Origin of the sequence: Yinghuangia sp. ASG 101, assembly GCF_021165735.1 — a bacterium.
Taxonomy (GTDB): Bacteria; Actinomycetota; Actinomycetes; order Streptomycetales; family Streptomycetaceae; genus Yinghuangia.
The window spans coordinates 5177179-5202517 of record NZ_CP088911.1 but is presented as its reverse complement, the minus strand read 5'-3'; the positions used below and the strand labels follow the sequence as shown (position 1 = coordinate 5202517).

Annotated in this window: 21 protein-coding genes; 14 read left to right on the top strand and 7 right to left on the bottom strand. The window is 73.4% G+C overall.

The genetic code is table 11. The annotated features are described in order from the left end of the window. Window positions 1-40: 40 nt before the first annotated feature. The 3 genes from LO772_RS22385 to LO772_RS22375 form a co-directional block, all read right to left on the bottom strand. Complete coding sequence (locus tag LO772_RS22385; RefSeq protein ID WP_231773815.1) at window positions 41-607, bottom strand: hypothetical protein; 567 nt, start codon at window positions 605-607, stop codon at window positions 41-43. A 219-nt stretch (window positions 608-826) separates the two neighbouring features. After that, window positions 827-1321 (bottom strand): hypothetical protein, encoded by a 495-nt coding sequence (locus LO772_RS22380; RefSeq protein ID WP_231773814.1) that lies wholly within the window; start codon window positions 1319-1321, stop codon window positions 827-829. A gap of 144 nt (window positions 1322-1465) precedes the next feature. Continuing rightward, a complete protein-coding gene (locus tag LO772_RS22375) occupies window positions 1466-2056 on the bottom strand; it encodes a TIGR03086 family metal-binding protein (protein WP_231773813.1) in 591 nt (196 codons plus the stop codon). 125 nt (window positions 2057-2181) lie between these two features. Between LO772_RS22375 and LO772_RS22370 the strand changes: the two genes are divergently transcribed. The 9 genes from LO772_RS22370 (at window position 2182) to LO772_RS22330 (ending at window position 12041) form a co-directional block, all read left to right on the top strand. Next, the gene (locus LO772_RS22370) at window positions 2182-2991 is read left to right on the top strand and encodes a helix-turn-helix domain-containing protein (RefSeq protein ID WP_231773812.1); all 810 of its coding nucleotides are present in this window, start codon (window positions 2182-2184) and stop codon (window positions 2989-2991) included. A gap of 294 nt (window positions 2992-3285) precedes the next feature. Beyond that, a complete protein-coding gene (locus LO772_RS22365) occupies window positions 3286-4119 on the top strand; it encodes an NAD(P)H-binding protein (RefSeq protein ID WP_231773811.1) in 834 nt (277 codons plus the stop codon). A gap of 226 nt (window positions 4120-4345) precedes the next feature. After that, window positions 4346-4828 carry an anthrone oxygenase family protein gene (locus tag LO772_RS22360; RefSeq protein WP_231773810.1) on the top strand — a complete coding sequence of 161 codons (483 nt, stop codon included), beginning with the start codon at window positions 4346-4348 and terminating at the stop codon, window positions 4826-4828. Window positions 4829-5051: 223 nt separating this feature from the next. Beyond that, the gene (locus tag LO772_RS22355; protein ID WP_231773809.1) at window positions 5052-5600 is read left to right on the top strand and encodes a SigE family RNA polymerase sigma factor; all 549 of its coding nucleotides are present in this window, start codon (window positions 5052-5054) and stop codon (window positions 5598-5600) included. After that, on the top strand, window positions 5587-6450 hold the full coding sequence (locus tag LO772_RS22350; RefSeq protein WP_231773808.1) for a hypothetical protein: 864 nt from the start codon (window positions 5587-5589) through the stop codon (window positions 6448-6450). The genes LO772_RS22355 and LO772_RS22350 overlap by 14 nt, the downstream gene beginning before the upstream one ends. 190 nt (window positions 6451-6640) lie before the next feature. After that, window positions 6641-7558, top strand: a complete 918-nt coding sequence (locus LO772_RS22345) for an NADP-dependent oxidoreductase (RefSeq protein ID WP_231773807.1) — start codon at window positions 6641-6643, stop codon at window positions 7556-7558. A 144-nt stretch (window positions 7559-7702) separates the two neighbouring features. Continuing rightward, on the top strand, window positions 7703-7969 hold the full coding sequence (locus LO772_RS22340; protein WP_231773806.1) for a hypothetical protein: 267 nt from the start codon (window positions 7703-7705) through the stop codon (window positions 7967-7969). Between the two features lie 517 nt (window positions 7970-8486). Continuing rightward, window positions 8487-9473: a glutathione S-transferase C-terminal domain-containing protein gene (locus LO772_RS22335; protein ID WP_231773805.1), complete on the top strand. Its 987-nt coding sequence runs from the start codon at window positions 8487-8489 to the stop codon at window positions 9471-9473. A 561-nt stretch (window positions 9474-10034) separates the two neighbouring features. Then, entirely contained in the window at window positions 10035-12041 is a 2007-nt protein-coding gene (locus LO772_RS22330) for an FAD/NAD(P)-binding protein (protein ID WP_231773804.1), read from the top strand. Window positions 12042-12058: 17 nt separating this feature from the next. Here the strand turns inward: LO772_RS22330 and LO772_RS22325 are convergent, their stop codons facing one another. Further along, the gene (locus LO772_RS22325) at window positions 12059-12688 is read right to left on the bottom strand and encodes a TetR/AcrR family transcriptional regulator (protein ID WP_231773803.1); all 630 of its coding nucleotides are present in this window, start codon (window positions 12686-12688) and stop codon (window positions 12059-12061) included. A gap of 82 nt (window positions 12689-12770) precedes the next feature. On the opposite strand from LO772_RS22325, the gene LO772_RS22320 reads away from it, so the two are divergent. Next, window positions 12771-14255: an MFS transporter gene (locus tag LO772_RS22320; RefSeq protein ID WP_231773802.1), complete on the top strand. Its 1485-nt coding sequence runs from the start codon at window positions 12771-12773 to the stop codon at window positions 14253-14255. 136 nt (window positions 14256-14391) lie between these two features. Here the strand turns inward: LO772_RS22320 and LO772_RS22315 are convergent, their stop codons facing one another. Continuing rightward, a complete protein-coding gene (locus tag LO772_RS22315) occupies window positions 14392-15138 on the bottom strand; it encodes an ABC transporter ATP-binding protein (RefSeq protein ID WP_231779677.1) in 747 nt (248 codons plus the stop codon). A gap of 561 nt (window positions 15139-15699) precedes the next feature. Here LO772_RS22315 and LO772_RS22310 point away from each other — a divergent pair. Beyond that, a complete protein-coding gene (locus tag LO772_RS22310) occupies window positions 15700-16482 on the top strand; it encodes an ABC transporter ATP-binding protein (RefSeq protein ID WP_331717263.1) in 783 nt (260 codons plus the stop codon). Between the two features lie 15 nt (window positions 16483-16497). Continuing rightward, window positions 16498-19110 carry an ABC transporter permease gene (locus LO772_RS22305; protein WP_231773801.1) on the top strand — a complete coding sequence of 871 codons (2613 nt, stop codon included), beginning with the start codon at window positions 16498-16500 and terminating at the stop codon, window positions 19108-19110. 256 nt (window positions 19111-19366) lie between these two features. Here LO772_RS22305 and LO772_RS22300 read toward each other — a convergent pair whose 3' ends face one another. Beyond that, on the bottom strand, window positions 19367-20128 hold the full coding sequence (locus LO772_RS22300) for an endonuclease V (RefSeq protein ID WP_443089299.1): 762 nt from the start codon (window positions 20126-20128) through the stop codon (window positions 19367-19369). Between the two features lie 425 nt (window positions 20129-20553). Here LO772_RS22300 and LO772_RS22295 point away from each other — a divergent pair, with 425 nt between their 5' ends. Further along, window positions 20554-21843, top strand: a complete 1290-nt coding sequence (locus LO772_RS22295; RefSeq protein WP_231773800.1) for an amidohydrolase family protein — start codon at window positions 20554-20556, stop codon at window positions 21841-21843. A gap of 594 nt (window positions 21844-22437) precedes the next feature. Here the strand turns inward: LO772_RS22295 and LO772_RS22290 are convergent. Beyond that, window positions 22438-23349: a TauD/TfdA dioxygenase family protein gene (locus LO772_RS22290; protein ID WP_231773799.1), complete on the bottom strand. Its 912-nt coding sequence runs from the start codon at window positions 23347-23349 to the stop codon at window positions 22438-22440. Window positions 23350-23916: 567 nt separating this feature from the next. Between LO772_RS22290 and LO772_RS22285 the strand changes: the two genes are divergently transcribed. Beyond that, the gene (locus LO772_RS22285; protein WP_231773798.1) at window positions 23917-25266 is read left to right on the top strand and encodes a hypothetical protein; all 1350 of its coding nucleotides are present in this window, start codon (window positions 23917-23919) and stop codon (window positions 25264-25266) included. The last annotated feature ends 73 nt before the right edge of the window (window positions 25267-25339 follow it).

Sequence of the window (25339 nt, the reverse complement as noted above, 5' to 3'; positions counted from 1 at the left end):
TTCCCCGGCCCCGCACCCCGCCGCCGTTCCCGTTTACGGGTCACCCGCCGCTCGGCCGGCGCTTCCCCGACGGCTTGTACACCGACAGGAACGTCGCCACGATCAGCGCGGCCAACTGCACGCTGACGCCCGCGATTTGGTACCACTGCACCACCGCCAGACCGGACGTGTCCCCGCCGGGCGCGGTCTTGTCGCCGAGTTCGCGGACCCAGGTGGAGATCACCCCGGCGCCGAGCGCGATCACCAGGATCAGCAGGACCAGCTTCACCTTGATCCACTGGTGCCTCCACAGGCCCCACGGCGTGCGCAGCGAGAGCACGACCCCGGTCACCAGCGACAGCGCCGCGAGGGGGATTCCGGCCGCGAAGACCAGGCCGCGCATCACCTCGTACACGTTGTGCCGCAGCACCGGGTCGTCCGCGTTGCGCGCGACGAAGGCGAGCACCACCATCACCCACTCGACACCGACCAGCCCCACCGCCACGACCACGTGCGACGAGTTGACCGCGCGCCGGACCCCGCGCGAGAAATGGCGCGGCTTCCCCGCCGCCCGTCCCGCCTTCGCACCCGCCTCGGACCGCACCCGCGACGCTTCGACCGTCTTCACGCTGGCCTCCTCAGGGACGCTCTCCCGACGCCCTCAAGGCTCCCGCCGCGGCCCCCCGGAAACGTCCGTCGGCGGAAGTCACCCCGCGTGCTCCCCCGGCAGACGCCGCGGCCCCCCGCGCCGTGGCCGCCTGCTCCGGGGGCATCAGCGCGTAGGAACGCCTCTACTCCCCCCGGAGTACGTGCCGATCGCGTGGTGGCGCACCCGACCGCCCCGCGGTCACAGGCTCTTGCCGGGCCCCGGCTGCCCGCCCGGCGGGTCGTGGGACGGGGGCGAGGGCGGGGACGGCGGCGGGGGCAGGGGCGGGGACGAGTCCGCGGAGCGGCGCCGCTTGAGCAGGACGCGTACCGCGACGACCAGCCCGACGACCACCAGCACCGGCAGCAGGACGAGCAGGAGCAGAATCCCGACGGCGCTCTTGAGGAAGCTCTTCTTTTTCTTCTTCTTGCCCGTCTTCCCCGTCTTGCCCTTGTTCGGGGCGGCCGTCTGCTTGACCACGGGCTTCGCGGTGGCCGACGGAGCCGGCTTGCCCGGTGTCGCGGTCTTCGCCGCGACCGGCCGCGCGACGGGAGCGGCTCCCGACGCGGCCTCGGCGGTGGCCGGCCTGCCCGGTGGCGCGTTGCCGACGGCCGCCGCCACGCCCGCCGTCGACAGGGCGAGCGCGGAGGCCACCGCGACGGTGGTCACACACTGGCGTATCGGCTTGTCGGACAACACAGTTCACCTCTCCGGTCGGGGCACGGGCGACGCACGATCGGCCCAGTATGGGCGCATCGCACCCCCGCGAACCGAGGGAACCGCATCGGATTCGCCGCCGCACCGCGCATCGGACCGGCGCCTACGCGCCGCGGCGTACCGTCACGGCGTCCACTCCGGGTCGCGGCCGGACAAGGCCAGCGCGCGGTTCCAGGCCGAGGCGCCGACCGGCGGCGCGACCGGGGCCGCGAAGCCCTGGTACTCGCGGTAGGGCTCGGCGTACTCCTCGACCAGGCGGAGAACGGCCTCGGCGGTGTCGTCGGGGTAGGCCGCCTCCCGGCCGGTGGCCCGCGCGGCGTCCCAGCCGTGCAGGGTCAGTTCCAGAAGGAGCATGCCGGCGATTTCGGCGGCGGACTGGCTGTGGCCCCCGCCGAGTTCGACGACGCCGTCCCAGACCCGGGGGTCGGCCCACGCGGCCACCGCTCGGTCGAGCCGCGCGGCGTACGCGTCGGCCCAGCCCGGTTCGGCGACGAAATCGCGGGTCGCCCACGCGTCGGGCAGCGGCTCGCGCAGAGCGCGTTTCTCCAAGCCGTACGCGCTGTAGAGCACCCAGTGGTTGAGCAGGTCGCGCGTGTTCATCCCGGCACACGGCGTCGGGGCGGCGAGGCGGTCGTCGGTCAGTCCGGCGGCGGCGGTCCGGGCGATGCGGGCGGATTCGGCCGCCGCGGCGGCCAGGTGGGGGTGGAGTTCCATGCCCGACACGGTAGGAACGACGGGCCGGGGTCTTCTTGAACAAACGCGACGGGAGCCGCGTGGTCGGTGCCGGGCCGTGCGCGACGCGAAGCCGCGTTGTCGGTGCGGGGCCGTAGCCTGGCCGCATGGCCGAAAAGCGGATCAATGCTGCGGATATGCCCCGCGGTGTCCTGTATCCGGAGCTGACGGCGACGAAAATCCGCCTCGCCCGCCACGCCCCGAGCCCGGGGGTCGGCCGCTTCGTCGAGTACTACTGGATCGTCGCGTGGGACCTGCGCGGCAAGGCCTCGCACGAGTCGCACGTGCTGTCGCACCCCAACGTGCACCTCGTCTTCGAGGAGCCCGAGGCCGCCGTCTACGGCATCATCCGGGGCTCGTTCCGCCGCCGCATCCACGGCCTCGGCCACGTGCTCGGCGTGCGGTTCCGGCCGGGGGCGTTCCGGCCCCTCCTGGGGCGTCCGGTCGCCGACATCGTCGACCGGGTCCTGCCCGCCGCCACGCTGTTCGACCCGGCGGCCGTGCACACCACGCAGGCCGCCGTCCTCGGCACCCGCGACGACACCGAAATGGTGGCGTACGCCGAGGAGTTCCTGAGCGCGCGGCTCCCCGCACCCGACCGGGCGGCGGACGAGGCCGCGGAGATCGTCGCCCGCATCACCTCCGATCCGTCGCTCACGCGCGTCGACGACGTGGCCGGGAGCCTCGGCATGTCGGTGCGCCGCCTGCAACGCCTCTTCGCGGAGTACGTCGGCGCGTCCCCCAAGTGGGTCCTGCGCCGCGCCCGCCTGCACGAGGCCGCAGAGCGCGCCGCGGCCGGCCGCCGGATCGACTGGGCCGCCCTCGCGGTCGAGCTGGGCTACGCCGACCAGGCCCATCTGACGCGCGACTTCACGGCCGCGGTCGGCGCCCCACCGGGGGCGTACGCCCGCTCCTGACGACGCGCGGGAGCGCCTGCCGCGCCGCCCGCCGACACCGGCCGGCCCAAGTGCGGCGGAGCGGGCGTGTGTTCACCCGGCACCGTGCCCCGAGCGGACCGACGCGGACCGACGCGGACCACGACCGCAACGTGCGAGCGTCCGTCCCGTCGGCCCCGCCCCGAGGCACCTCACGCCACGCATGAGACGTTCTCACATGTAATTGGGCTTCCCAGCTATGTCCCGTCTCGCTCCGCTCGACTTCAATGAAGTCACGCAAGCGCATCCACCCCGAAAGACAGCGGAGGAATCCCCATGACGGACACCATCCTGGTCCTCGGCGGCACCGGCAAAACCGGCCGTCGCGTCGTCGAACGCCTGACCGCTCGCGGCGCCACACCGCGGATCGGCTCGCGCGGCGCCGAGACCCCGTTCGACTGGAACGACCCGAGCACGTGGCGGCCCGTCCTCAAGGACGTCGCCGCCGTCTACATCGCGTACGCCCCCGACCTCGCCGTCCCCGGCGCCCCCGACGCGGTCGGCGCGTTCGCCGAGGCCGCGGTCGCCGCCGGGACGCGCCGCCTGGTCCTCCTCTCCGGCCGCGGGGAGCCCGAGGCGCAGAGCGCGGAGGAGCGCGTCGCGAAGGTCGCCGAACGGGTCGGCGCCGTGTGGACGGTCGTCCGCGCGTCGTGGTTCATGCAGAACTTCGACGAGAACTTCCTGATCGAACCGATCGTCGCCGGCGAGGTCGCGCTGCCCCTCGGGGACGTCGCCGAACCGTTCGTCGACACCGACGACATCGCCGACGTCGCCGTCGCCGCGCTGACCGAGGACGGGCACCACGGCAAGACGTACGAGGTCACCGGGCCGCGCCTGCTCAGCTTCGCCGACGCGGTCGCCGAGATCGCCGCGGCGACGGGACGCGACATCGCGTACGTGACCGTGCCGATCGACGCCTACGCCGCGGCCCTCCGCGACGCCGGGCTCGACGCGGAGACCGTCGGCTTCCTGCGCTACCTCTTCACGGAGGTCATGGACGGCCGCAACCAGCACCTGGCCGACGGCGTGCGCCAGGCCCTCGGCCGGGCCCCGCGCGACTTCGCCGACTACGCGCGCTCGGTCGCGGCGACCGGCGCCTGGAACGCGTAGCGGCGGACGTCCGGGAAGGCATCGGGCCGCGCCCGACGGCGTGACGGGCGCGGCGACGCCCCGGCCGCCCCCGCCTCCGTGACGGCCGCCACCCGGCGGACGCCCCCGCGGCACCGGCGCCACGGTGCCGCGGCCACCGCCTCGCGACCGCGTGACAGCTTCCCCCGGCGGACGACCCCGCCGCCGTCCGACCCCCGCCCCCACGCATCCGCCGAAGGACCCCCTCATGAACGGAATCCTCTTCGCCCTCACCCTGGCCACCGCGCTCGGCGCCGTCACCGTCGGCGGCGTGTGCTTCGGCTTCTCGGCCCTGGTGATGCCGGCGCTCCGCCGGGTCCCCGCGAAGGACGCGGTCGGTGTCATGCAGGCCGTCAACGTCTCCGCGGTCGCCTCCCTCTTCCTCCCGGTCTTCACCGGGACCGCGCTGACGGCCCTCGCCCTGGGCGGGTGGGCGGTCGCCGACTGGGACGCCGGGTCCTCCGGCTTCCTGGTCGCCGGGGCGGCGACGTACGTCGTGGCGACGTTCGGCCTGACCGTCGCGTACCACGTACCGCGCAACAAGGCGCTCGACGCGGTGACCGCGGGCAGCCCCGAAGCCGACCGGCTGTGGGCGGCCTACCGGGACGAGTGGACCCGCATGAACCACGTCCGCGCCCTCGCCAGCGTCGTCGCGGGCGCCCTGCTCGTCGCGGGTGTCGCGGCGGCCTGAGCCGCCGGTACGCCAGTCCCACCCCGACAAGGCCCGAACGCCCGTGCGTTCCGGGCCTTTTCGGCGTGCGCGCCGGGGGCGTGCGGACGGCGTCGCCGCGCACCGGAGCCCCCGCGTCCACCCGACCCCCGGCACTCCCGCCCCCACCCGTGTGCGATCTTCACCCTCCCGGGCAACCCCGCCGCGCCCGGCCGTACTCAGGGTTCTGCGAAGGAGGTGTTCGTTGCGACCCGAAGAAGCGGCGGAGATCCACGACTTCGTCCAGTCCCGCTGGACGCGGCTGGTCCGCACCGCGTATCTGCTGACCGGCGACCACGGCGAGGCGGAGGACCTGGTGCAGACGACGCTGGTCAAGGCCCACGCGGCGTGGCACCGCGTGCGGTCCAGCGACAACCCGGACGCGTACGTGCGCCGCATCCTGGTCAACGCCAACGCGGCGCGGTTCCGCAAGCGCCGCATCACCCAGCTGCTGGGCGCCGCGGTGCCCGAGGCCCGGGTGCCGGACGCGACGCACCGCGTCGACCAGCGCGACGCGCTGCTGCGCGCCCTCGCCAGGCTCCCCGCCCGGCAGCGCGCGGTCGTGGTGCTGCGCTACTGGGACGACCTGGGGGAGGCGGAGGTCGCGCGGATCCTCGGCTGCTCGGTCGGCACGGTCAAGAGCCAGGCCGCCAAGGGACTCGCGAAGCTCCGGGTCGACCCCGGCCTCAACGGACCGCAGTGGGACTCGGGTTCCGACGACACCTCGGAGGTTCTGGCCCATGGCCGGCATTGAGGAAGGGCAGTGGATGCGCGACAGATTCGAGCAGGGGATGCGCGGCGGCCCGCCGGACACCCCGGCCCCGCACGCGGCCATCGAGCGCGGGGGCAGGGCGCGGCGCAGGCGGCGGGCGGCGGTGGCGGGTTCGGTGGCCGCGGTGCTCCTCGCGGCGGCGGCCGTCACCGGCGTGACGCTCCTGGGCGGGCGTGACGGCCGGAGCGCCGCGGCCGAGGCCCCTACCACGCCCTCCGCGACGGGCGGCGCGTCCCCGGCCCCGACACCCACGACGGCCGCGGCGCCCCCGCAGATGTCTCCGGACGGCACGCTGGTCGTCGCCGAAGGGCAACTCCAGGGCACCTCCTGGCAGATCGTGCGCGCCCTCGGCGACGTGCACCCGCCGGGCCATCCCTCGGAAACCGACACGGCCCGGCCCGACTCGGCCGTCTCCCCGGGAACCGCCGCCGCGCCCGCCACCGGTCCTCCGTACTGCGAGAACGTCGCCCTGGTGATCGACGGCAGGTGGGCGGCCACGTTCATGAGCCCGTGTGACATGACCCTCCCCTGGTCGGAGGACAACGGCCGCGGCGCGCCGGTCCTGCGCCCCACGCGTGCCTCCGGCGGCGGCCTGAGCTTCGTCGTGCTCCAGGCGACCCCCGAGGTCGCGAAGGCTCGGATCGCCTTCCCCGATGGCACGACGCTCGACGAGGACGCCGTCGCGGTGCCGAACACCCGCGAGCACTTCGTCGTGTTCCCCCTCGGCGCGACCGCCGACGCCGACGCCCGCGGCGCGACGTACACCTTCACCGCGTACGACGCCGACGGCACCCAGGTGGACCAGGACACCTTCCCCAACCGGAACGGCTGACCGAGCAGGCGTGGGGTCCGGGCAAACGCAACTTGCCCGGACCCCACGCCTGTCGAGGGTAATGTGCGGCACGGCCTGCGATGCGCGGACCCGCCCCGATCCCGCACGGCCGTCCGCGCGCTTGACGTGAAGTGAGGTTCAGGTTGCATCGTGGTCCCCGTCGACCACCGTTCCAGGGGATGTGACCTTCATGCAGGCAGTGACGCTCGCCGAGTTCGGACCGCCCGACGTCCTGCGACTGACGGACGTGCCCGATCCGCGGCCCGGACCGGGGCAGGTCCGGGTGCGGATCCGGGCGGCCGGGGCGCAGCCCGTCGATACGTCGGTACGGCGCGGGGAGGCCCCGCCGGCCATGCGCGGATCGCTGCCGATCGTTCCCGGCAACGAATTCGCGGGCGTGGTGGACCTCGTGGGGGACGGCGTCGCCGAGGTCGCGGTCGGCGACGAGGTGTTGGGCTGGACCATGCTCGGGGCGTACGCGGAGGCGGTCGCGGTCCCGGCCGACCAGATCGTGCGCAAGCCCGCCGACATGCCGTGGGAGGTCGCCGGGGCGATGTCCGCGTCGGGGCAGACCGCCCACCGCGCCCTGCGCGAACTGCGGGTCGCGGCGGGCGAAACCGTGCTCGTGCACGCCGCCGCCGGCGGGGTCGGGACGGCCGCGGTGCAGATCGCGGTGGCGTGGGGCGCGGCGGTCGTCGGCACCGCGAGCGAGGCGAATCACGCGTACCTGCGCTCACTCGGCGCCACCCCGGTCACGTACGGCCCGGGCCTGGTCGACCGCGTCCGCGCGGTCGCGCCGCAGGGCGTGGACGCCGCACTGGACGCGGCCGGGCGCGGCGCGCTCGACGCGTCGGTCGACCTCGTCGCGGACCGGGACCGCATCGCCACGATCGCCGATTTCGCGGGGGCCGAGCGCCTGGGGCTCCGGGGGCTGCGCGGCGGGCCGGGGGCGCGCTCGCGCGAACGCCTGGGCGAGCTTCTCGACTTGTGGTCGCGGGGCGCGCTGACCGTGCACATCGGACACCGGCTGCCGCTGGCCGACGCCGCCGAGGCGCACCGCGTCATCGAAGCCGGGCACGGCCGGGGCAAGGTCGTCCTGCTGCCCTGACGCCTGCCCCCCTGCGTCGGCCGCCCGCCGCGGGCCGTCTCCGTCTTCCCACGGGTCCGCGGCGCGCGGCCGGCCCGTCGCCCCCACGGGTGACTTGCCGCGCGCCGGTCCCCCCGCGCGCCAACCGGCGATACGGTGGGAGGAGTGGACGCGAACACTCCGGACGTGCCGGAGATCCCCGCCGAGCCACCGCCCGAGTTCCCGACGGAGATGACGGTGGTGTGTCAGGCGTGCGACGGCGACGGCTGGCGCTACTCCGCCCGCGCCGCGCTGATCGGCCACCGCGTCGTCGCGATCGGCAAGCAGGAGGCGTGCCTGGTCTGCGACGCGCTCGGGCGGCACCCCTGGCGCACCGGCCCCGGTGCCGACGTCCGCCCCTACGAACGCCTGCCGCTGCCCGGCTACTTCTGAGCCCCCGGGTGCCCGCCGCACCGCGTCGTCCCCGCGTCATCCCCGCGCTCCGCGCCGAAGGCCCCGGCGCGCACCGCGTGTTCCCCGTCTATTGACGGTTTGTGTACAGCACGCGAATAATCCGATTCGGCGAGCGGGGAAAGGGGGCGACGATGCGCGGCGTGTGCGCGGCACCGTTCCCTCCGCTCCGCAGGCTCGTCTCCGGCCGGTTTCTGAAGCGGCGCCACATCGATCTCCTGCGTGTCTGCAGCGCGGCTTAGAACGTTCGGAGTCCGACTGTCGCCTGCCCCGCGCCGCGCCTCGCGCGCCGTCCACACCGCGCGTGCGCCACGCGCCTTCCCCTCCGGGTGGTCCGCCCGCCTCGCGGCCGGGCCCGTGCCGCCCGAGGCCTGCCCGGGCCCGGCCTCGCCGCCGTGCCCGGCGCCGGTCGTCCGGTCCCCGCTCCGTCGCCCTTTCGCGCGCGTGACCGTGCGCGGCTGTCGTCCCCTGCCCGATTCGGCCTCCAGGGAGTTCCGCCATGCCCGCCCAGCCGCCCGTACGCCTGCCCGGATCCGCAGACCCCGTCGATTTCCGCGCCCACGGGCGCTACCGCACCCTCGGCCGCCCCGCACCGGCCTTCCGAGGCCGCGTCGGCCGCGCGCCCGGAAGCGGCTTCACCGCCGACCCGCGCCGCTACCACCTGTACATCTGCCTCGCGTGTCCGCGCTCACTGCGCACCGCCGTGACGCGCGACCTGCGCGGCCTGGAGGACGTCGTGTCGCTGTCGACGGTCGACCCGGTGCGCGACGGGCGCGGCTGGGCCTTCCGGGACGGCGACGGGCACGGACCGGACACGGTCGGGGGGTTCGCGCTGCTCCGCGAGGCGTACGAGGCCACGGAGTACCACTACGAGGGCCCGGTGTCCGTCCCGGTGCTGTGGGACCGGTGGAGCGGGCGCATCGTCAGCAACCAGCCCGCGGACATCCTCCACGACCTGGCGACCGCGTTCCCCGGGACCGGCCCCGACCTGTATCCCGCCCGAGCCGCCACCGAACTCGCCTACTACGAGGCGCTGTTCGACGACGACATCTGGGAGGCCGCCCAGCAGGCGGGCCGCGCCCGGGCCGGTGACCGGTACGACGAGGCGGTACGCACCGTGCTCCACACCCTCGGCCTCCTCGAACGACGCCTGGAATCCTCGGAGTTCCTGATCGGCCGCGACCTCTCGGCCGCCGACGTGCACTTGTGGACGACGCTGCTGCACATCGACGCCGTACACCGCCTGCACCTGCACGCCGACGACGTCCGGCGGATCGCGGAACACCCCGCGCTGTGGGACTACTTCGCGCGGCTGCACGACCTCCCCGCGTTCCGCGACAACGTGCGCCTGGACCACGTCACCCGGCACCACCGCAGCAGCTGCCGCGGCCCCGCGGCGAGCGGCAGCGGCGTACCGATCGTGGACTGGCCGCGCCTGACCGGCCTGGGGGCGCTCGGCGGCACGGCCGCCGAGCCGTGCGGCTGACACCGGGCGGCGGCACCCGCGAGGTGGGTGGCGCGGAATCGCCCCGACGGCGCGGCGGAACGGCAATGCCGGAGCAACCCGGGCGCAACACCGGAGCAAAGCACCGGTAATCCCCCGGCAACACGGCGGCGCTACCGTCCCGTCTGTCGCGGGCGATCGCCGCGCCCACGCCGCGCGGATCGTGACGACCACCACGTGCGCCTCTTCACGTTCCGTATCCGACCGCACCGGCGACCGATGGCCTACGGGCCGACCCCCATCGGCAAAACCCCGTCATGGCAAGTCAGTTGCCCGCACCGCCCGCGCACGGCGCGCCGCGGCACCGCGGCGTCGCGGCCGTCGCTGTCCGTGACGGCCGCCGAACCCGGCCGCCGCCGGGACGGCCGATGCCCGGTGCCGTGCGAGCAATCCCGGTACCGTCGACGGCGTGAGTCCGGATCCCGCCTGGAGTCCTGCCGCCGACGCGACGCGCGTCCAGGGGTCGGCAGCCGCTGTCGGCACGCCCGTTTTCGGGGCTCCATGACCGACGCGCCGCCGATACCCTCCCGTTCGCCCCGGCCGGTGACCGTCGCGCTCGTCGGCTGCGGACCGGCGGGCACCTCGCTCCTGGAACGCCTGTGCGCCAACGCGCGCGACACGGTCGGCGCCCGGCCGCTGCACATCCACGTGATCGACCCCTGCCTCCCCGGCGGCGGCCGGGTCTGGCGGCGCGACGCGGCCTCGCTGATGTGGGCCAACTCCCGGGCCGCCCACATCACGCTCTTCACCGACGAGGCCACGACGTGCGCGGGCCCGATCGGCCCGGGACCGTCCCTGTGGGAGTGGGGACGGGACCGCGCGGCCGAGTTGCGCGGTCGACGGCTGGATCCCGAACTCGCGCCGCTCGCCGACGAGTTGGCCCGGCTGACCCCCATGTGGTTTCCCAGCCGCGGCCTCGTCGGCGCCTACATGGCCTGGGTGTTCCGTACGGCCGTCGCGTCCGCGCCTCCGGGCGTCCGGGTGTTCGTGCACCGCGACAGCGCCGTCGACGTGGCCGACGTGGCCGACGACTCCGGCCGCCAGCGCGTCGAACTCGCGGGGGGAGCCTGCGTGGTCGTCGACGCGGTGGTCCTCACGCAAGGCCACCTGGATGCCGAACCCGACGCCGGCGAACGGCGCTTCGCCCGCTACGCCGAACACCACGGGCTGCGCTACCTGCCGTGCGGCTACACCGCGGAGCAGGATCTCGAGGCCCTGCGGCCCGGTGAGCGCGTGATCGCCCGCGGCATGGGCCTGGCGTTCGTCGACCTGGTCGTCCGCACCACGTCCGGACGCGGCGGCGCGTTCGTCCGGGACGCCGACGGCACCCTGGTCTACCGGCCTTCGGGGCACGAGCCCGTGCTGTACGCCGCCTCGCGCCAGGGCGTGCCGTACCGCGCCAAGTTCGACTACGAACTCGTCGGCGAGCAGCCCCCGTTGCCGCGCTTCCTGACGGCAGCCGCCCTCGCCCGCCGGCCGGGGCGCGGCGCCCTGGACTGGCGGCGCGACCTCCGCCCGCTCCTCGCGCGGGAAATGGCGTGGGCGTACTACCACCGCCTGTGCACCGCCCACCCGGAGCGCACCACGATGGCCTGGGACACCTTCGCGGCCGAGTTCACCGCACTCGACGACGCCGGACACGGCGCGTCCGCGGCCGACCGGGCGGCGTGCGAGGCGCGTTCGGCCGCCCTGGTCGCCCGGGCCGTGCCCGACCCGGCGGACCGGTTCGACCTCGCCCGGCTCGAACGCCCGCTGGCCGGACGCCGGTTCCCGAGCCCGGCCGCGCTGCAGGCGGCGATCACCGCGCACATCGCCGACACCCTCGCGCGGGGCACCGACCCCCGGCACAGCCCGGACCTCGCGGCGAACCACGCCCTCCAGTCGGGCTTCGACCTCGTCGCCCGGCTGCTCGACGACAACCGCATCTCGGAACGCTCGCGCCGCGACGAACTCCCCGGCTTCCTGGGCTTCTACAACTCGATGGCGAGCGGCCCGCCCAGCGCGCGGCTGGAGGAGATCCTGGCGCTGGCCCGGGCCGGGGTGATCAGGTTCCTGGGCGCCGAGGTCGTGGTCGGCGCGTCGGGCGACGCCTTCGCCGCCCACAGTCCGTCGGTCCCCGACACCGTGCTGCGGGCGCGCACCCTGGTCGAGGCCCGGCTCCCGGCGCCGTCGGTGTCCCGCAGCCGGGACCCGCTCGTCCGCGCGCTGTTCGCCCGCGGCGAGATCACCGAGGAGTCGGTGGCCGGGCACGCGTCCGGGCGAATACGCGCGGCGGCCGGCGACCACCGCCTCATCACCGCCGACGGCACCCCCCATCCGGCCCGATTCGCCCTCGGCCACGGCGTCGCGGGAGGCGTCCTGGTGAGCGGTTTCTCCCGCCCCCGCGCGGATCCCCCGCCGCTGCGCGTGAGCGACGCGCTGGCGCGGCGGGTGCTGACGGCCCTCGTCGCCCGCGACGGCACGGGGGACCCGGGCGACGCGCCGCCGGGCCCCGGCACCCACGCCGCCGACCCCACCGACCCGCCCCGCGCGGTCCGGGTCGTCGCCTGAGCCCGGCCGGCCCCGCCTCATCCCGTGCGCGGCACGCTCCGCAACGACTCGATCGCGAGCCTGATCCCGGTCTCCAGGAACTCCGGGTTCTCCGGCGTCTCGACCAGGAAGTGGAACATCAGGCCGTCGATGTACGTCAGGAGCACCTCGCCGTCGTCGGCCGCGTTCGGTGACCCGGTGGCGAGCGCGACCAACTCGGTGAGCTTGCGGAACTCGGCCGCCGCCTTCCGCATCGCCGCATCGATGCGCGGCTCCCGCGTACCCGCCAACTGCAGTTCGTACCGCGCGACTTGGCGGTCCCGGCTGGACGACCACCAGGCGTGGGTCAGCTCGGCGATGCGCGGATAGTCGGGCCGGAAGGGCTGCACCGCCATCGCGCGCAGCAACTCGTCGGCCACCTGCCCGGCCTGGGCGCGCTCCAGTTCGGTGATGCGGTCGATGACGCCGAACACCAACTGGTCGCGGGTCTTGAAGTAGTACGTCACCGAGCCGTGCGGCAGCCCCGCCTCCTGCTGCACCGCCCGATGGGTGAGCCCGCGCAGGCCGTGGGCCGCGATCACCCGGATCGCGGCGTCGAGCAGCTGCATACGACGGCTCGGCGGGGCGCTCCCCGCGGGTTCGTGAGCCGAGTGTCCGTTCGCTTCCATCACCTCATTATCGGGCGGCTTGACGCATGGAGAAGAATCTCCTACAACTGTAGAACTGATTCCTACAAGTGTAGGAGGTCGCATGTCGGCCCCCGGCTCCACCGGTCCCGCCTCCGTCAATCCGCGCCTCGTCCTGCTGCTCGTCTGCACCGCGCAGTTCGTGCTGCTGATCGACGACACGATCGTCAACGTCGCGCTGCCGACGATCGGCGACGACCTCGATTTCTCCGCGAACTCCCTGTCCTGGGTGACCAATGCGTACTTCCTGACCTTCGGCGGGTTCCTGCTCATCGGCGGCGGCCTGGCCGATCTGCTGGGCCGGCGCCGCCTGTTCGCCGGCAGCCTCGCCGCGTTCGTCCTCGCCTCCGCCGCGTGCGGCCTGGCGCCGAACGCCGGCACGCTGATCGCCGCCCGCGCCGCGCAAGGCATCGCGGGCGCGCTGCTGTCCCCGGCCGCGCTCGCGATCCTGCTCGCGACCTTCCGCGAGCGCGGCGAACGCGCCCGGGCCCTCGGCGTCTGGGCCGCGCTGACCGGCCTCGGCGCCGCCACCGGCCTGCTCCTCGGCGGCGCGCTCGTCGAATGGACCGACTGGCGCTGGATCTTCCTGATCAACCTGCCCGTCGGTGCCGTCGCGCTGATCGCCCTGCCCCGGATCATCGCGAGCGACGACCGCGACGCGCCCGCCCGCGTCCCCGACTTCGTCGGCGCCGCGCTCGGCACCCTCGCGGTGCTCCTCCTCGTCTACACCGTCGTCGAGACCGACACCCACCCGTGGACGTCGGGCCGCACGCTGCTCGGCCTCGCGGGCGCGGGCGTCCTCGCGCTGGGCTTCGCGGCGCGGCAGCGCACGGCCGCCGAACCGCTGATCCCGCGCAACCTCCTGCGCGTCCGGCAGATGGTCCTCGCGCAGGTCATGGTGCTGGTCGCGGCAGGCGGGCTGTTCGCGATGTTCTTCTTCCTCACCCTGTACATGCAGAACATCCAGGCGTGGTCGCCGATCCGCACCGGCCTTTCGTACCTGCCCTTCAGCGTCGGCATGGGCATCGCGAGCGCGATCACCGCGAAACTGCTGACCACGCGCGGCCCGGCCGTACCACTGGTGCTGGGCCCCGCCATCGCGGCGGCCGGCATGTGGACGCTCAGCCGCATGGACGCCGCGACGTCGTTCACCGCGCACCTCATGCCCGCGCTGGTCGTCACCGGCCTCGGCCTCGGTATGGCGTTCGTCGCGGTCATCCACGTGGCGACCGGCGGCGCGGGCGAGAGCGACGGCGGCGTCGCGTCGGCGATGGTGACGACCTGCCAGCAGATAGGCGCCGCGATCGGCATCGCGGTGCTGGTCACCCTGGCCACCAACCTTCGCGACGACCGCCTCGCCTCCGGCGCGGACTTCATGACCGCGTCCGTCGACAGCTTCAGCCGCGCCTTCGAGATCCAGGCGGCACTGATGGGCTGCGCGGCCCTCCTCGGCGCCCTCGTCGCCTGGACCGCCCACCGCGCGGGCCCGGCCCCCGAGTCGCCGACCGACGCCCCGGCCCCCAGCGACGGCAAACTCCCCGTGGGCTGACCCACCCACCGCACCCCCGGCCCCCCGGCCCCCCGGCCCCCCGGCCCCTACCGCTGTGTCCCGCACATGCCCGCGGCCCACGCCCACGGATCACCCGGCCACGCACGCCTTCGCCGTCCCCCGGCGGTTCCCGCCCTCACCCGCGCGGCGTGTCGAGGCGCTTCATCTGTTCGAGGACCCGTTCCGGCGTGGGCCCGTCCATCCCCGCGACCACCCGGCCGTCGACCAGGAACACCACCCGGTGGGCGTACGACGCGGCGACCGGGTCGTGGGTCACCATCACGACCGTCTGGCCCAGGCCGTCGACGCTCTCCCGCAGGAACCCCAGCACCTCCGCGCCCGCGTGCGAGTCGAGGTTCCCGGTCGGCTCGTCCGCGAAGATGATGTCCGGCCGCGCGGCGAGCGCCCGCGCGCACGCGACGCGCTGCTGCTGGCCGCCCGACAGCTCGGCCGGCCGGTGCCGCAGCCGGTCCCGCAGGCCCAGCGTGTCCACCACGCGCCCGACCCACTCCGCGTCCGGGCGATGGCCCGCGATGTCGGTCGGGAGTGTGATGTTCTCCAGCGCCGTCAGCGTCGGCAGCAGGTTGAAGGCCTGGAAGATGAAGCCGATGCGGTCCCGCCTCAGCTTCGTCAGCTCCTTGTCCCGGAGCCCGGTGATCTCCTTCCCGGCGATCCACACCCGACCGCCGGTGACGGTGTCGAGCCCGGCGAGGCAGTGCATGAGGGTCGACTTGCCCGAACCGGACGGGCCCATGATCGCGGTCAGCCGCCCGCGCGCGATGTCGATGTCGACGGCGTCGAGCGCGGTCACCCGGGTCTCGCCCTCGCCGTACTCCTTGGTCAGCCGCTCGGCACGGGCCGCGACCCCGTCCTGCCGGAGCACCGTCGGCCCGTGGGCCGAGGTCCCTCCGGACGAGCGGGCGTCGGACGGCGGCGTGACTTCGCTGTCGTGCGGCACGGCGGGCCTCCCGGGGACATGCGCCGACGCGAGGACGCTCCTCGACGACGCCTCGTCCTCCCGAAGGAGCGCGCTTTTGTGTTACGGGTACCCCGCGACGGCCTCCCCAAAGGCGACAGGCCCACACCGTGCCCCCATGCCGCCCCGTCGCACCGGCGTCGTACGGTGGACCCACCGCGCCGACCTCGGCCGACCGCGACGAAAGCGCCCATACCGCCGCGGCAGGCCGAGGTCAACCATCCCAGGGCGCGGATCGGGGGAAACCCGCGAGCGAAACGGGCCGCCAGGCCCCACGAAGCGGATGTAGACGGGCACCCTCGCGCTCCTCCTTGCGTAGGAGCGCCTGATCCGTTCCTCGTGACGATTCATCAACCGCGCGGCACCCCTAGGTTGTTTCCAGTTCACTGCAAGTCCCCACTCGACATCCGGGCCATGGCGTACGCCGCCACGGCGCTTCAGCCACGCAGACACCGCAGGAGACCACTCGTGACCACGGCCACCGCAGCCACCAGGGACGCGGAACCCCGGGGAACCGGCATCGCCGCCCGCGCCGCCCAGCTCACCAAGGCGTACGGCGAAGGCGAGACCCGCGTCGTCGCGCTGAACGCCGTCGACGTCGAGATCGCCCGCGGCCAGTTCACCGCGATCATGGGCCCATCCGGATCCGGCAAGTCGACGCTCATGCACTGCCTCGCCGGTCTCGACACCGTGTCCTCCGGGCAGAGCTGGATCGGTGACACCGAGATCACCGGGCTCAAGGACAAAGAGCTGACCAAGCTGCGCCGCGACAACATCGGCTTCATCTTCCAGGCGTTCAACCTGCTGCCGACCCTGACGGCCCTGGAGAACATCACGCTCCCCATGGACATCGCCGGCCGCAAGCCCGACCCGGAGTGGCTGCAGACCGTGATCGAGACCGTCGGCCTGCGCGACCGCCTGAACCACCGGCCGGCCGAGCTGTCCGGCGGCCAGCAGCAGCGCGTCGCGTGTGCCCGCGCGCTCGCGAGCCGCCCGCAGATCATTTTCGGCGACGAGCCGACCGGCAACCTGGACTCGCGCGCCGGTGCCGAGGTGCTGGCGTTCCTCCAGCGCAGTGTGCGCGAGATGGGCCAGACGATCGTGATGGTCACCCACGACCCCGTGGCCGCGTCGTACGCCGACCGCGTGCTGTTCCTGGCCGACGGCCGCATCGTCGACGAGATGCACAAGCCCACCTCCGACGCGGTCCTGGAGCGCATGAAGCGCTTCGACGCCGCCCGTACCAGCTGAGGCGGGCCCCCGACCATGCTCAAAGCGAGCTTCAGAAGCTTCCTCTCGCACAAGGGACGCATGGTCTTGTCGGCCATCGCGATCCTGCTGTCGGTGGCATTCGTCTCCGGCACGCTGATCTTCACCGACACGATCACCAAGACCTTCGACAACCTCTTCAAGTCGACGTCCGCCGACGTCACGGTGTCCCAGGACTCCGACGAGAACTCGATGGACCTCGCCGCCACCGGGCGCACTCTGTCGATCCCGTTGTCGACGGTCGACCGCGTCAAGGACCTCCCGGGCGTCGCGAACGCCCACCCGTCCGTCAGCGTCGAGAACCTGACCGTCGTCAACGACAAGAACAAGTCGATCGGCCCGACGGGCGGCGCCCCGACCATCGGGGTGAACTGGTATGAAAGCGACCGCTCGCCCGTCAAGCTCACCAGCGGCCACGTGCCGCAGGCACCGGGCGAGATCGTGGTCGACGCCGACACCGCCGACAAGAAGCACATCGACATCGGCGACTCGCTGTGGATGATCCCGTCGGTCGGCCGGACGGACGCGAACGCGCCGCTGCTGGACCAGAACGGGCGCATCCCGACCAAGGTCGTCGGCATCGCGACGTTCACCACCACCAACCCCGGCGCGACACTGGTCTTCCTGGAGACCTCGTTCGCGCAGGACTCGCTGCTCGGCTCGCCGGACAAGATCTCCTCCGTCGAACTCGACGCGGCCCCCGGCGTCACCAACGACGAGCTCAAGACGACCGTCCAGAAGACCCTCGGCGCCGGCTACGAGGTCAAGACCAAGGCCGAGGCCGCCAAGGACGCGGCGGATGAAATCGGCACGTTCATCGACTTCATCAAGTACGCGATGCTCGGCTTCGCCGGGATCGCGGTCCTGGTCGGCATCTTCCTGATCTTCAACACCTTCCAGATGCTCGTCGCCCAGCGCACCCGCGAACTGGGCCTCATGCGGGCCATCGGTGCCAGCGGCAAGCAGGTCCGGCGCTCGGTCCTGCTGGAGGCGCTGCTGCTCGGCGTCATCGGGTCGACGCTGGGCCTCGCGGCCGGCTTCGGCCTGGCGGTCGGGCTCAAGGCGCTCATCAGCGCCGTGGGCATGAACCTCAAGGGCGCGTCGCTCGTCTTCAACGCGGCCACGCCGATCACCGCCTACCTGGTCGGCACGCTCGTCACGATCATCGCGGCGTACATCCCGGCCCGGCGCGCGAGCCGTGTCTCGCCGATGGCGGCACTGCGCGAGTCGAGCGCTCCTGTGCAGAAGTCGCTCAAGGTCCGCACGATCATCGGCCTGGTGCTCCTGGCCGCCGGCGTCCTCGCCCTGGTCGGCGGTGCCACGGCGGACAGCGGTGCGACCGGCGGCGGCCTGCTCGGCCTGGGCGTGATCCTCACGCTGGTGGCGTTCGTCGTCCTCGGCCCGGTGCTGGCCCGTACGGTCATCCCGGCACTCGCCGCGGGCTACCCGAAGCTGTTCGGCTCCATGGGCCGGCTCAGCCGCGAGAACGCGATGCGCAACCCGCGCCGCACCGGCGCCACGGCCGCGGCCCTCATGATCGGTGTCGCCCTGGTCGCGGCGCTGTCGGTGGTCGCCTCGTCGATGAACGACTCGATCTCGAAGCAGATCGACGACACCTTCGGCGCCGACGTCACCGTGCAGTCGGAGAACGGCGCGGCGTTCAGCAACGTCATCGCCGACAACATCCAGAAGACCGAAGGCGTCGGCGAGGTCGTCCGGGTCCGGGTGCTCAGCGACCAGGACGTCGCGGTCAAGTTCCCCGACGGCAAGAGCACCGACAAGGCGATCACCGCGCAGCCGGGCTACAACACCGTCTGGAAGCGCGACCTGATCTCCGGCGACGGCGGGTCGATCGGCACCGTCGGCAAGATCGGCATCTCGGAGAAGACCGCCAAGGACCACAACCTCACGGTCGGCAGCCCGGTCGACATCGAGTACAAGGGCACCGGTCAGACGGTCAAGGCGGAGGTCGGCGCGATCCAGGCCGACGAGGCCACCGGGGTCGGATTCGGCGACGCCGTCATCCTCCCGTTCGAGACGACCACCCAACAGCTGCCGCAGATCCAGGACTTCATCGTCTTCGCGAACCACGCCTCGGGCACGGACATCGCGGCGTTCGGTGCCGCGATCGACCGGACCGTCGACCCGTTCCCCACGGTGAAGGCCCGGAACCAGGCCGACTACAAGGACCTGGTGCAGAAGCAGATCAACGTCCTGCTCTACATGATCTACGGCCTCCTCGGCCTGGCGATCATCATCGCGATCCTCGGGGTGGTCAACACCCTGGCGCTCTCGGTGGTCGAGCGGACGCGGGAGATCGGCCTGATGCGGGCCATCGGTGCCTCGCGACGGCAGATCCGCCGCATGATCCGGCTGGAATCGATGGTCATCGCGGTGTTCGGTGCGCTCATCGGGCTCATCCTCGGGCTCGCGTGGGGCATCGTCGCCCAACGGCTGCTCGCCTCGGAAGGCCTGGACGTCCTGACGATCCCCTGGCCGACCGTGATCACCGTGGTCGTCCTGGCGGCGATCGTCGGCCTGCTCGCGGCGCTGCTGCCCGCGCTGCGCGCATCGCGGATGAACGTCCTCAACGCGATCGCCACGGAGTAGCTAGCCGCACGGCACCACCCGCCACGCGCCCGCCCCCGGACCACCGGGGGCGGGCGCCTCCGCGTGCGCACCCATGCGGCACTCCCCTGCGAAGCCCGACACGGGCTGCGCGAGGCGGCGGCCGTGGCGGCATGCGCGTGTGCGGCGCGCCCGTCCGAACCCGGCCGCCGCGATCGCCGGGTGCGCCCGGGCGGCCCGGCTCCTGTCGGCGCGGCGTCGGATGTCGCGAAGTCACCGGCCTCGGACGGTACTTCGCCTACTCCCCGGCCCGCACGCCCGTCCGCTCGACCGCGTCCGCCTCCCCCTCGGCGAGCGCGTCCCGGCACGCGCGGTCCGCCTGCCGCGTCGTCTCCGGCAGCCGGAAGCGCGGACTCAGCGCCAGGACGTGGCGGCACGCGGTCGCGAGGTCGAGGCCGTGGCCGACCGAGACGAACACCGGCTTCACACCGTGCTGTGTGCGCAGGACCGCGCCGACGGTCTCGCCGTCCAGCACGAGATCGGACGCGGACCCGCGCTCGGGGGCGGGCGCGTCGTACGTCCCCACGAAGGCCGTCTTCCCGACACCGATACTCGGGATGCCGGTATGCACGCCGACGTGGCAGGCCAGCCCGAACCGGCGCGGGTGGGCGAGGCCTTGCCCGTCGCACACCAGCAAGTCCGGCGCCACCGCGAGGCCGTCCAGCGCGGCCAACAGCGACGGCAGCTCACGGAACGCGAAAAGGCCGGGCACGTAAGGGAATTGCGCCCGCCCCCGGACCACCGAGCGTTCGACGACGGTGAGCGTCGCGGCGTCCAGCACCACGACCGCCGCCGCGAGCCGGTCCGAGTCCTCCGCATAGGCCACGTCCAGCCCGGCGACCCGCCGCACCCGTGCCGGTCCGGGGCCGGTGGCGTCCACGAGGGGACGCAGCCGGTCCTGCAGCGCGCGGGCTTCCTCGGCCGTCGTGGGCCAGGGCTCGTCGCCGCCGTCGGGGGCGGCGGGGGCGGCGTGGGTCGGGGAGTTCGTCGTCGTCGGCACACGTCCACAGTAAGGAGGCCGTCCTGCCCGGCCCAACGGAATTCGGCCGCCGCTCCCGACTTCACCGTCACTATTCGGCCGACCGAATTCGACGCCTGATAGGCCATCAGGCCCTGGTGCGACACCGCCTCGAAGGCTACGGTTTGGCGCGGAACGGCGCTCCGGACCGAGCGCTTCCCGGCTCCGGACGGCCGCCCCACCGCACGGTGGCCGGGCGACGACAACCGACTGTGACCAAGACCGCACCCTGTCCGAGACCCCTCGGACCTGCGGTTCCGCACCGCATTCCCGCGCCGCCTCCCGGCACGTAACCCTCAGGTAACCCTGCGGCAACAGCCCGCCCCCAGAGTAGTCGGACAAGACTGTTCCCTCCGTATCCCCGCACCGGAACACGTCCGCGCACGCCCGGCGCACGAGGAGAAGCCGTGACCGAAACGACCACATTGACCGGAGCGACACTGCCCGACGGTCGCGTCCGCAACGTCGTCCTGCGGCACGGCGCCGTCAGCCACGTCAGCCCCGTCGGCATACCCGACCTCGGTCAGGCGGCGATCGACCTGACCGGATACCTGCTGCTGCCCGCCCCGGCGGAACCCCACCTGCACCTCGACCGCGCGCTCAGCTGGGAACCGGTCGGCAGCGACCCGGACGGCCGTGACGGCGCGGTGCGTTCGTGGCGCGCGGCCCCCACCCGGTACGGCGTCGCCGACCTGCGGCGCCGCGCGCGGGCCACGCTCCAGGAGCTGTCCGCGAACGGCGTCACCTCGGTGCGCACGCACGTCGACTTCGGCGTGGGCGCGCCGCTGCGCGTCATCGAGGTCCTGCGCGAACTCCGCGAAGACCTCCAACGCGTCCTCGACCTGCAGATCGTCGCCGTGGCCTCGCCGGGGCTGTCCGACCGTGCCGCGCTGGACGCGTTCGCCGCGGGGGCGGCGCTGCTCGGCGGACGGCCGCACAGTTCGCCCGATCCGCGCGGCGAGACCCGTCGCCTGCTGCGGCTCGCGGACCGCGCCGAAGTCGACCTGGACCTGCACCTGGACGACCAGCCCGACCACCGGGTGCTGGCCGTCGCGGACTTGGCCCGGCTGCTGCGCGCCTCGGGCTTCGGCCGCCAGGTGACCGCGAGCCACTGTGCCAGTCTCGGCATGCTGCGCCCGCCCGCGCTGGCCAAGGTCGTCGAGGCGATCGCGGCGTCGCGCATGGCCGTGGTCGGCCTGCCGTCCGCGCCGCGCGGCGACTCCCGGATGGACGCGCTCACGGACACACGCACCGACCGGGGCTTCCGCGGCCTCGCGCCCTGCGGCGGACCGGCATCGCTGCACGCGCTGCTGGACGCGGGCGTTCCGTTCGCCGCGGGCGGCGACCACCTGCGCGACGCGCTGCACACGATGGGCCGTGGCGACGCTCTGGAGGTCGCGTCGCTGCTGGTCGCCACGGGCAATCTGTCGGTGGAGCAGGCCTACGCCGCCGTCAGCAGCGACGCCCGCCGCATCATGGGCCTGCCCGACGCCGGTCCCGAACCGGGCGCGGTGGCCGACCTGCTGGCGGTCCGCGCGAGCAGCCTCGCCGAGGCGGTCCTGACCGCGCCGCGCGACCGCATCGTGCTGCGCCGAGGCCGCGTCGTGAGCCGCACGACCGCGGCGGGCCGAGGCTCCGGCCGCACCCGCGCGACCATCGGCCGCCAACGCACCCGAGTCCCCGCCGGCGCCCGCTGACCCGCCCCCACCACCAAACTTCCGACCGCTCCACCCAACCGGCCCCCGCCCGCAACGGACCGTCGCCACAACGAAGTTCCGCCCCTGACGGACGAGGCATCGGTCCCGACCCGCCGAAGTCGCACCCACGTCCCGCCCGCGCGATCGCCGGCACCACCGACACGCACTGACCAGTCCGACGGACCCCGGCGCTTGTCGGCGCGGCGGTGTCCGACCGGCGTCGCATCCGCAAGTGATCGTCGCCCCACGGGAGTTTCTGCAGGCACGACCCGGCCGACCCGCAGCGGACGTGGCGTCAGGTCACGCCGGCATCCCACCCCGGCGACGTCGGCGCGGCCGTGTCCGAGCGAAGGCGTGCTCGCAAGCGACCGTCACCCCACCGGAGTTCCGGCCGCCCCCCCGGTCCGCCCCTCGCGGATCCCGCGTCGGCCCGGCTCCCCGTGGCGCCCGGAGCCTGGGTGGCCGCGTCCGAGCGGTTCCGCGCCTGCCGCGCGGTGGTCCCGTCGGCGTCGCACGGCAACCGGCCCGTACCGCAGGTCGCGGTACGGGCCCGTTCGGCTGCCGCTCGCGCGGTGGCCGGTGTCGCGTTCGTCGTCAGGCCGCCTGCGCCGACTCCGCCGGAGTCGGCCGCAGCGCCGCGCTCGGGCGGCCGTCGACGCCGACCGGGACGTCGCCGTCGACCGTCGTGCGGTGCAGCACGCGCAGGGTGTCGCCGAAGTCGGCGACCGCGCGGTGCTGCGTCGCGCGGTTGTCCCAGATCGCGACGTCGCCCGGCTGCCACGACCAGCGCACGGTGTTCTCCGGACGCGTGACCTGCCCCTGGAACAGGTCGATGAGCAGCCGGGAGTCCTCGCCCGAGTAACCGACGAGCCGCTGCAGGAAGCCGCCGAGCAGCAGGGTGCGCTCCCCGGTGACCGGGTGCACGCGCACCAGCGGGTGCTCGGTCTCGTAGTGGACCTTGGTGAAGACCTCGCGGTAGCGCTTGAACGCCTCGGGGTCGCGGTCCGGCGCGACGGACGCGTAGTCGTAGACGTTCGTGTGGATTCCGCGCAGGCTGTCGGCCAACGCCTTGAGCGCGGGCGTGAGTTCGTCGTACGCGGCGGCGGTGTTGGCCCACAGTGTGTCACCGCCCGCCGCGGGAATCTCGATACCGCGCAGGATGGACGCGAGCGGGTAGGCGGGCACAAACGTCACGTCGGTGTGCCAGTGGCTGGCCGAACCGCCGTACTCGCTGGTGATGGGCAGGACGTACTCGCCCTCCGCGTTCACCGTCGGGTGGCCGATCGGGTCGCCCAGAAGGCGGGTGAACTCCAACTGCCCTTCGTCGGTCAGGTGCTCCTGGCCGCGGAAGAAGATCACCTTGTGGGCGTGCAGCGCGTCCCGGATGGCCTGGACGGTCGCCGCGTCGAGGTCACCCGACAGGCGTACGCCGCCGACGACGGCGCCGATGCGGCCGGCGACCGGGGTGACGGTGACGGGGGTGGTTTCGAGCGTGCTGGCGGTCACGATTGCGGTTCCTCTCGCGAGATCAAGACAGACGTGCACACGGGTGCCGACGTGCACGGGGGAACAAGCGGATGCGCCGGGAACGCGGTTTCCCGCGCGGGGTCGGCGGCCGTCCGAAGACAACGGCGGGACCGTTGGCCGCGCCGAATGCACCCAGCGGAGTCGGTGACCGCTGAGGCGGAGCTGTGTCGGTGGACGCCGAGACCCGGGGGAAACCGCGTCGGCGGGAAGCGCGCGACCGCCGCGCCACGGGCGCGGAAGGCGTACGGGAGAGGCGGCGCGCGTCGGTCAGCGACAGCGCGCGCCGGGAGGCACGGGCAGGTGGGAGATGCGGTGGCGTACGAGCGCGTGCATCGGAACCCCTCCCGTCCGGGATCGTGCGGGCACGGTGCCCGCGACTGGGTCGATTGTGGGACGACTTGGATGCATCGGTCAACTATTAACGGATGAACATACAGCGACACACCCCGCAAAGCGCCATCAATAGGGAGAAACAGCCCAAAACCCACCTACCGTGAGTTTTCGTCGGTTTCCCTTTCCCTTTTCACCCTCCGGACGAGGTGAGTCGTGCGCTCCGCTCGTGGTGCAGCCCTGCTCGTCGTCGTCGCCGTCCTGGCAGCCGTGGGAATCGTGTTCCTGGCCAGACTCGGCGGCAACGACACCAACAACGACACGTCCAAGGCCCCGGCGTCGGATACCGGCGGCGCCGGGGGCGAGGACGGCAAATCCGTCCAGGCCGCGCCGCCCCCGGCCGGGGCCGTGACCCTTCTCGGCGACGGTTCGACGTCCGTGTCCGGCGTCCAGCCGAAGCAGATGCCGATCGAAAAACTGAAGCCCGGCGAGACGCCTCCGCAGTTCGTCGTCTTCTCGTGGGACGGCGTCGGCGAGGACAACCAGAAGCTGTTCTCGCACTTCCGGCAGGTCGCCAAGGACGTGGACGCGACGATGACGATGTTCCTCAGCGGCATCTACGTCGTGCCCCCGGAGAAGCGCGCGCTCTACCACGCCCCCCACCACGGCATCGGCGAGTCCGACATCGGCTTCCTCGACGACGACGAGGTCCACGACACCATCGAGCAACTCGGCCTCGCGTGGCAGGAAGGCCACGAGATCGGCACGCACTTCAACGGGCACTTCTGCGGCCCCACCGGCGTCGGCACGTGGACCCCGGCCGACTGGGTCAACGAGACCGAGCAGGCCGTGAAGTTCGTGCAGACCTGGAAGACGAACACCGGGTTCTCCGACCTGCCGGCCCTGCCCTTCGACTACCAGAAGGAGCTGATCGGCGGCCGGGCGCCGTGCCTCGAAGGCCAGAAGGCCCTGCTGGACGCGGCGCCGCAGCTCGGGTTCCGGTACGACTCGAGCGGCGGCGGCGGACGCCAGGTGTGGCCGAAGCAGGTGAACGGCGTCTGGGACCTGCCGCTCCAGTCGCTCCCGTTCCCCGGGCACGCGTTCCAAGTGCTGTCGATGGACTACAACATCATGGTCAACCAGGGCAACACCGTGAAGGGCGACCCGGCGAACTACCCCGCGTGGGAGAAGCAGGCGTACGAGACGTTCATGAACGGCTTCGACCGCGCGTACAACGGCAACCGGGCGCCGCTCATCATCGGCAACCACTTCGAGAGCTGGAACGGCGGCATCTACATGAAGGCCGTCGAGAAGACCATGCGCACGGTCTGCGTGCAGGACGGCGTGCGCTGTGTGTCCTTCCGCCAGCTCGTCGACTGGATCGACGCGCAGGATCCGGACGTGGTGGCCAAGCTGCAGGGCCTCGGCGTCGGCGAGAAGACCGACTGGGCGTCCTTCTGGAAGGCCCCCGCCCCCGTCCCGGTCCCGGCCCCCGCACCGGCCGCGCCCGCGGCCCCGGCGGCGTACCTGCCCGACGTGCCGCCGGCCGTGAAGTCGACCACGTAGCACGGAAGTTCCACGATCGCACCTCCCGGAGGCCCGGCGCCGCAGGCCCGGGCCTCCGGCATGCCCGGGGTCC

What these genes read in the sequence shown, in the direction of transcription:
- LO772_RS22375 (WP_231773813.1), bottom strand. Translation starts at nt 2,056, where the DNA reads ATGGAACTCCACCCCCACCTGGCCGCCGCGGCGGCCGAATCCGCCCGC.
- LO772_RS22370 (WP_231773812.1), top strand. Translation starts at nt 2,182, where the DNA reads ATGGCCGAAAAGCGGATCAATGCTGCGGATATGCCCCGCGGTGTCCTG.
- LO772_RS22365 (WP_231773811.1), top strand. Translation starts at nt 3,286, where the DNA reads ATGACGGACACCATCCTGGTCCTCGGCGGCACCGGCAAAACCGGCCGT.
- LO772_RS22360 (WP_231773810.1), top strand. Translation starts at nt 4,346, where the DNA reads ATGAACGGAATCCTCTTCGCCCTCACCCTGGCCACCGCGCTCGGCGCC.
- LO772_RS22350 (WP_231773808.1), top strand. Translation starts at nt 5,587, where the DNA reads ATGGCCGGCATTGAGGAAGGGCAGTGGATGCGCGACAGATTCGAGCAG.
- LO772_RS22345 (WP_231773807.1), top strand. Translation starts at nt 6,641, where the DNA reads ATGCAGGCAGTGACGCTCGCCGAGTTCGGACCGCCCGACGTCCTGCGA.
- LO772_RS22335 (WP_231773805.1), top strand. Translation starts at nt 8,487, where the DNA reads ATGCCCGCCCAGCCGCCCGTACGCCTGCCCGGATCCGCAGACCCCGTC.
- LO772_RS22325 (WP_231773803.1), bottom strand. Translation starts at nt 12,688, where the DNA reads ATGGAAGCGAACGGACACTCGGCTCACGAACCCGCGGGGAGCGCCCCG.
- LO772_RS22320 (WP_231773802.1), top strand. Translation starts at nt 12,771, where the DNA reads ATGTCGGCCCCCGGCTCCACCGGTCCCGCCTCCGTCAATCCGCGCCTC.
- LO772_RS22305 (WP_231773801.1), top strand. Translation starts at nt 16,498, where the DNA reads ATGCTCAAAGCGAGCTTCAGAAGCTTCCTCTCGCACAAGGGACGCATG.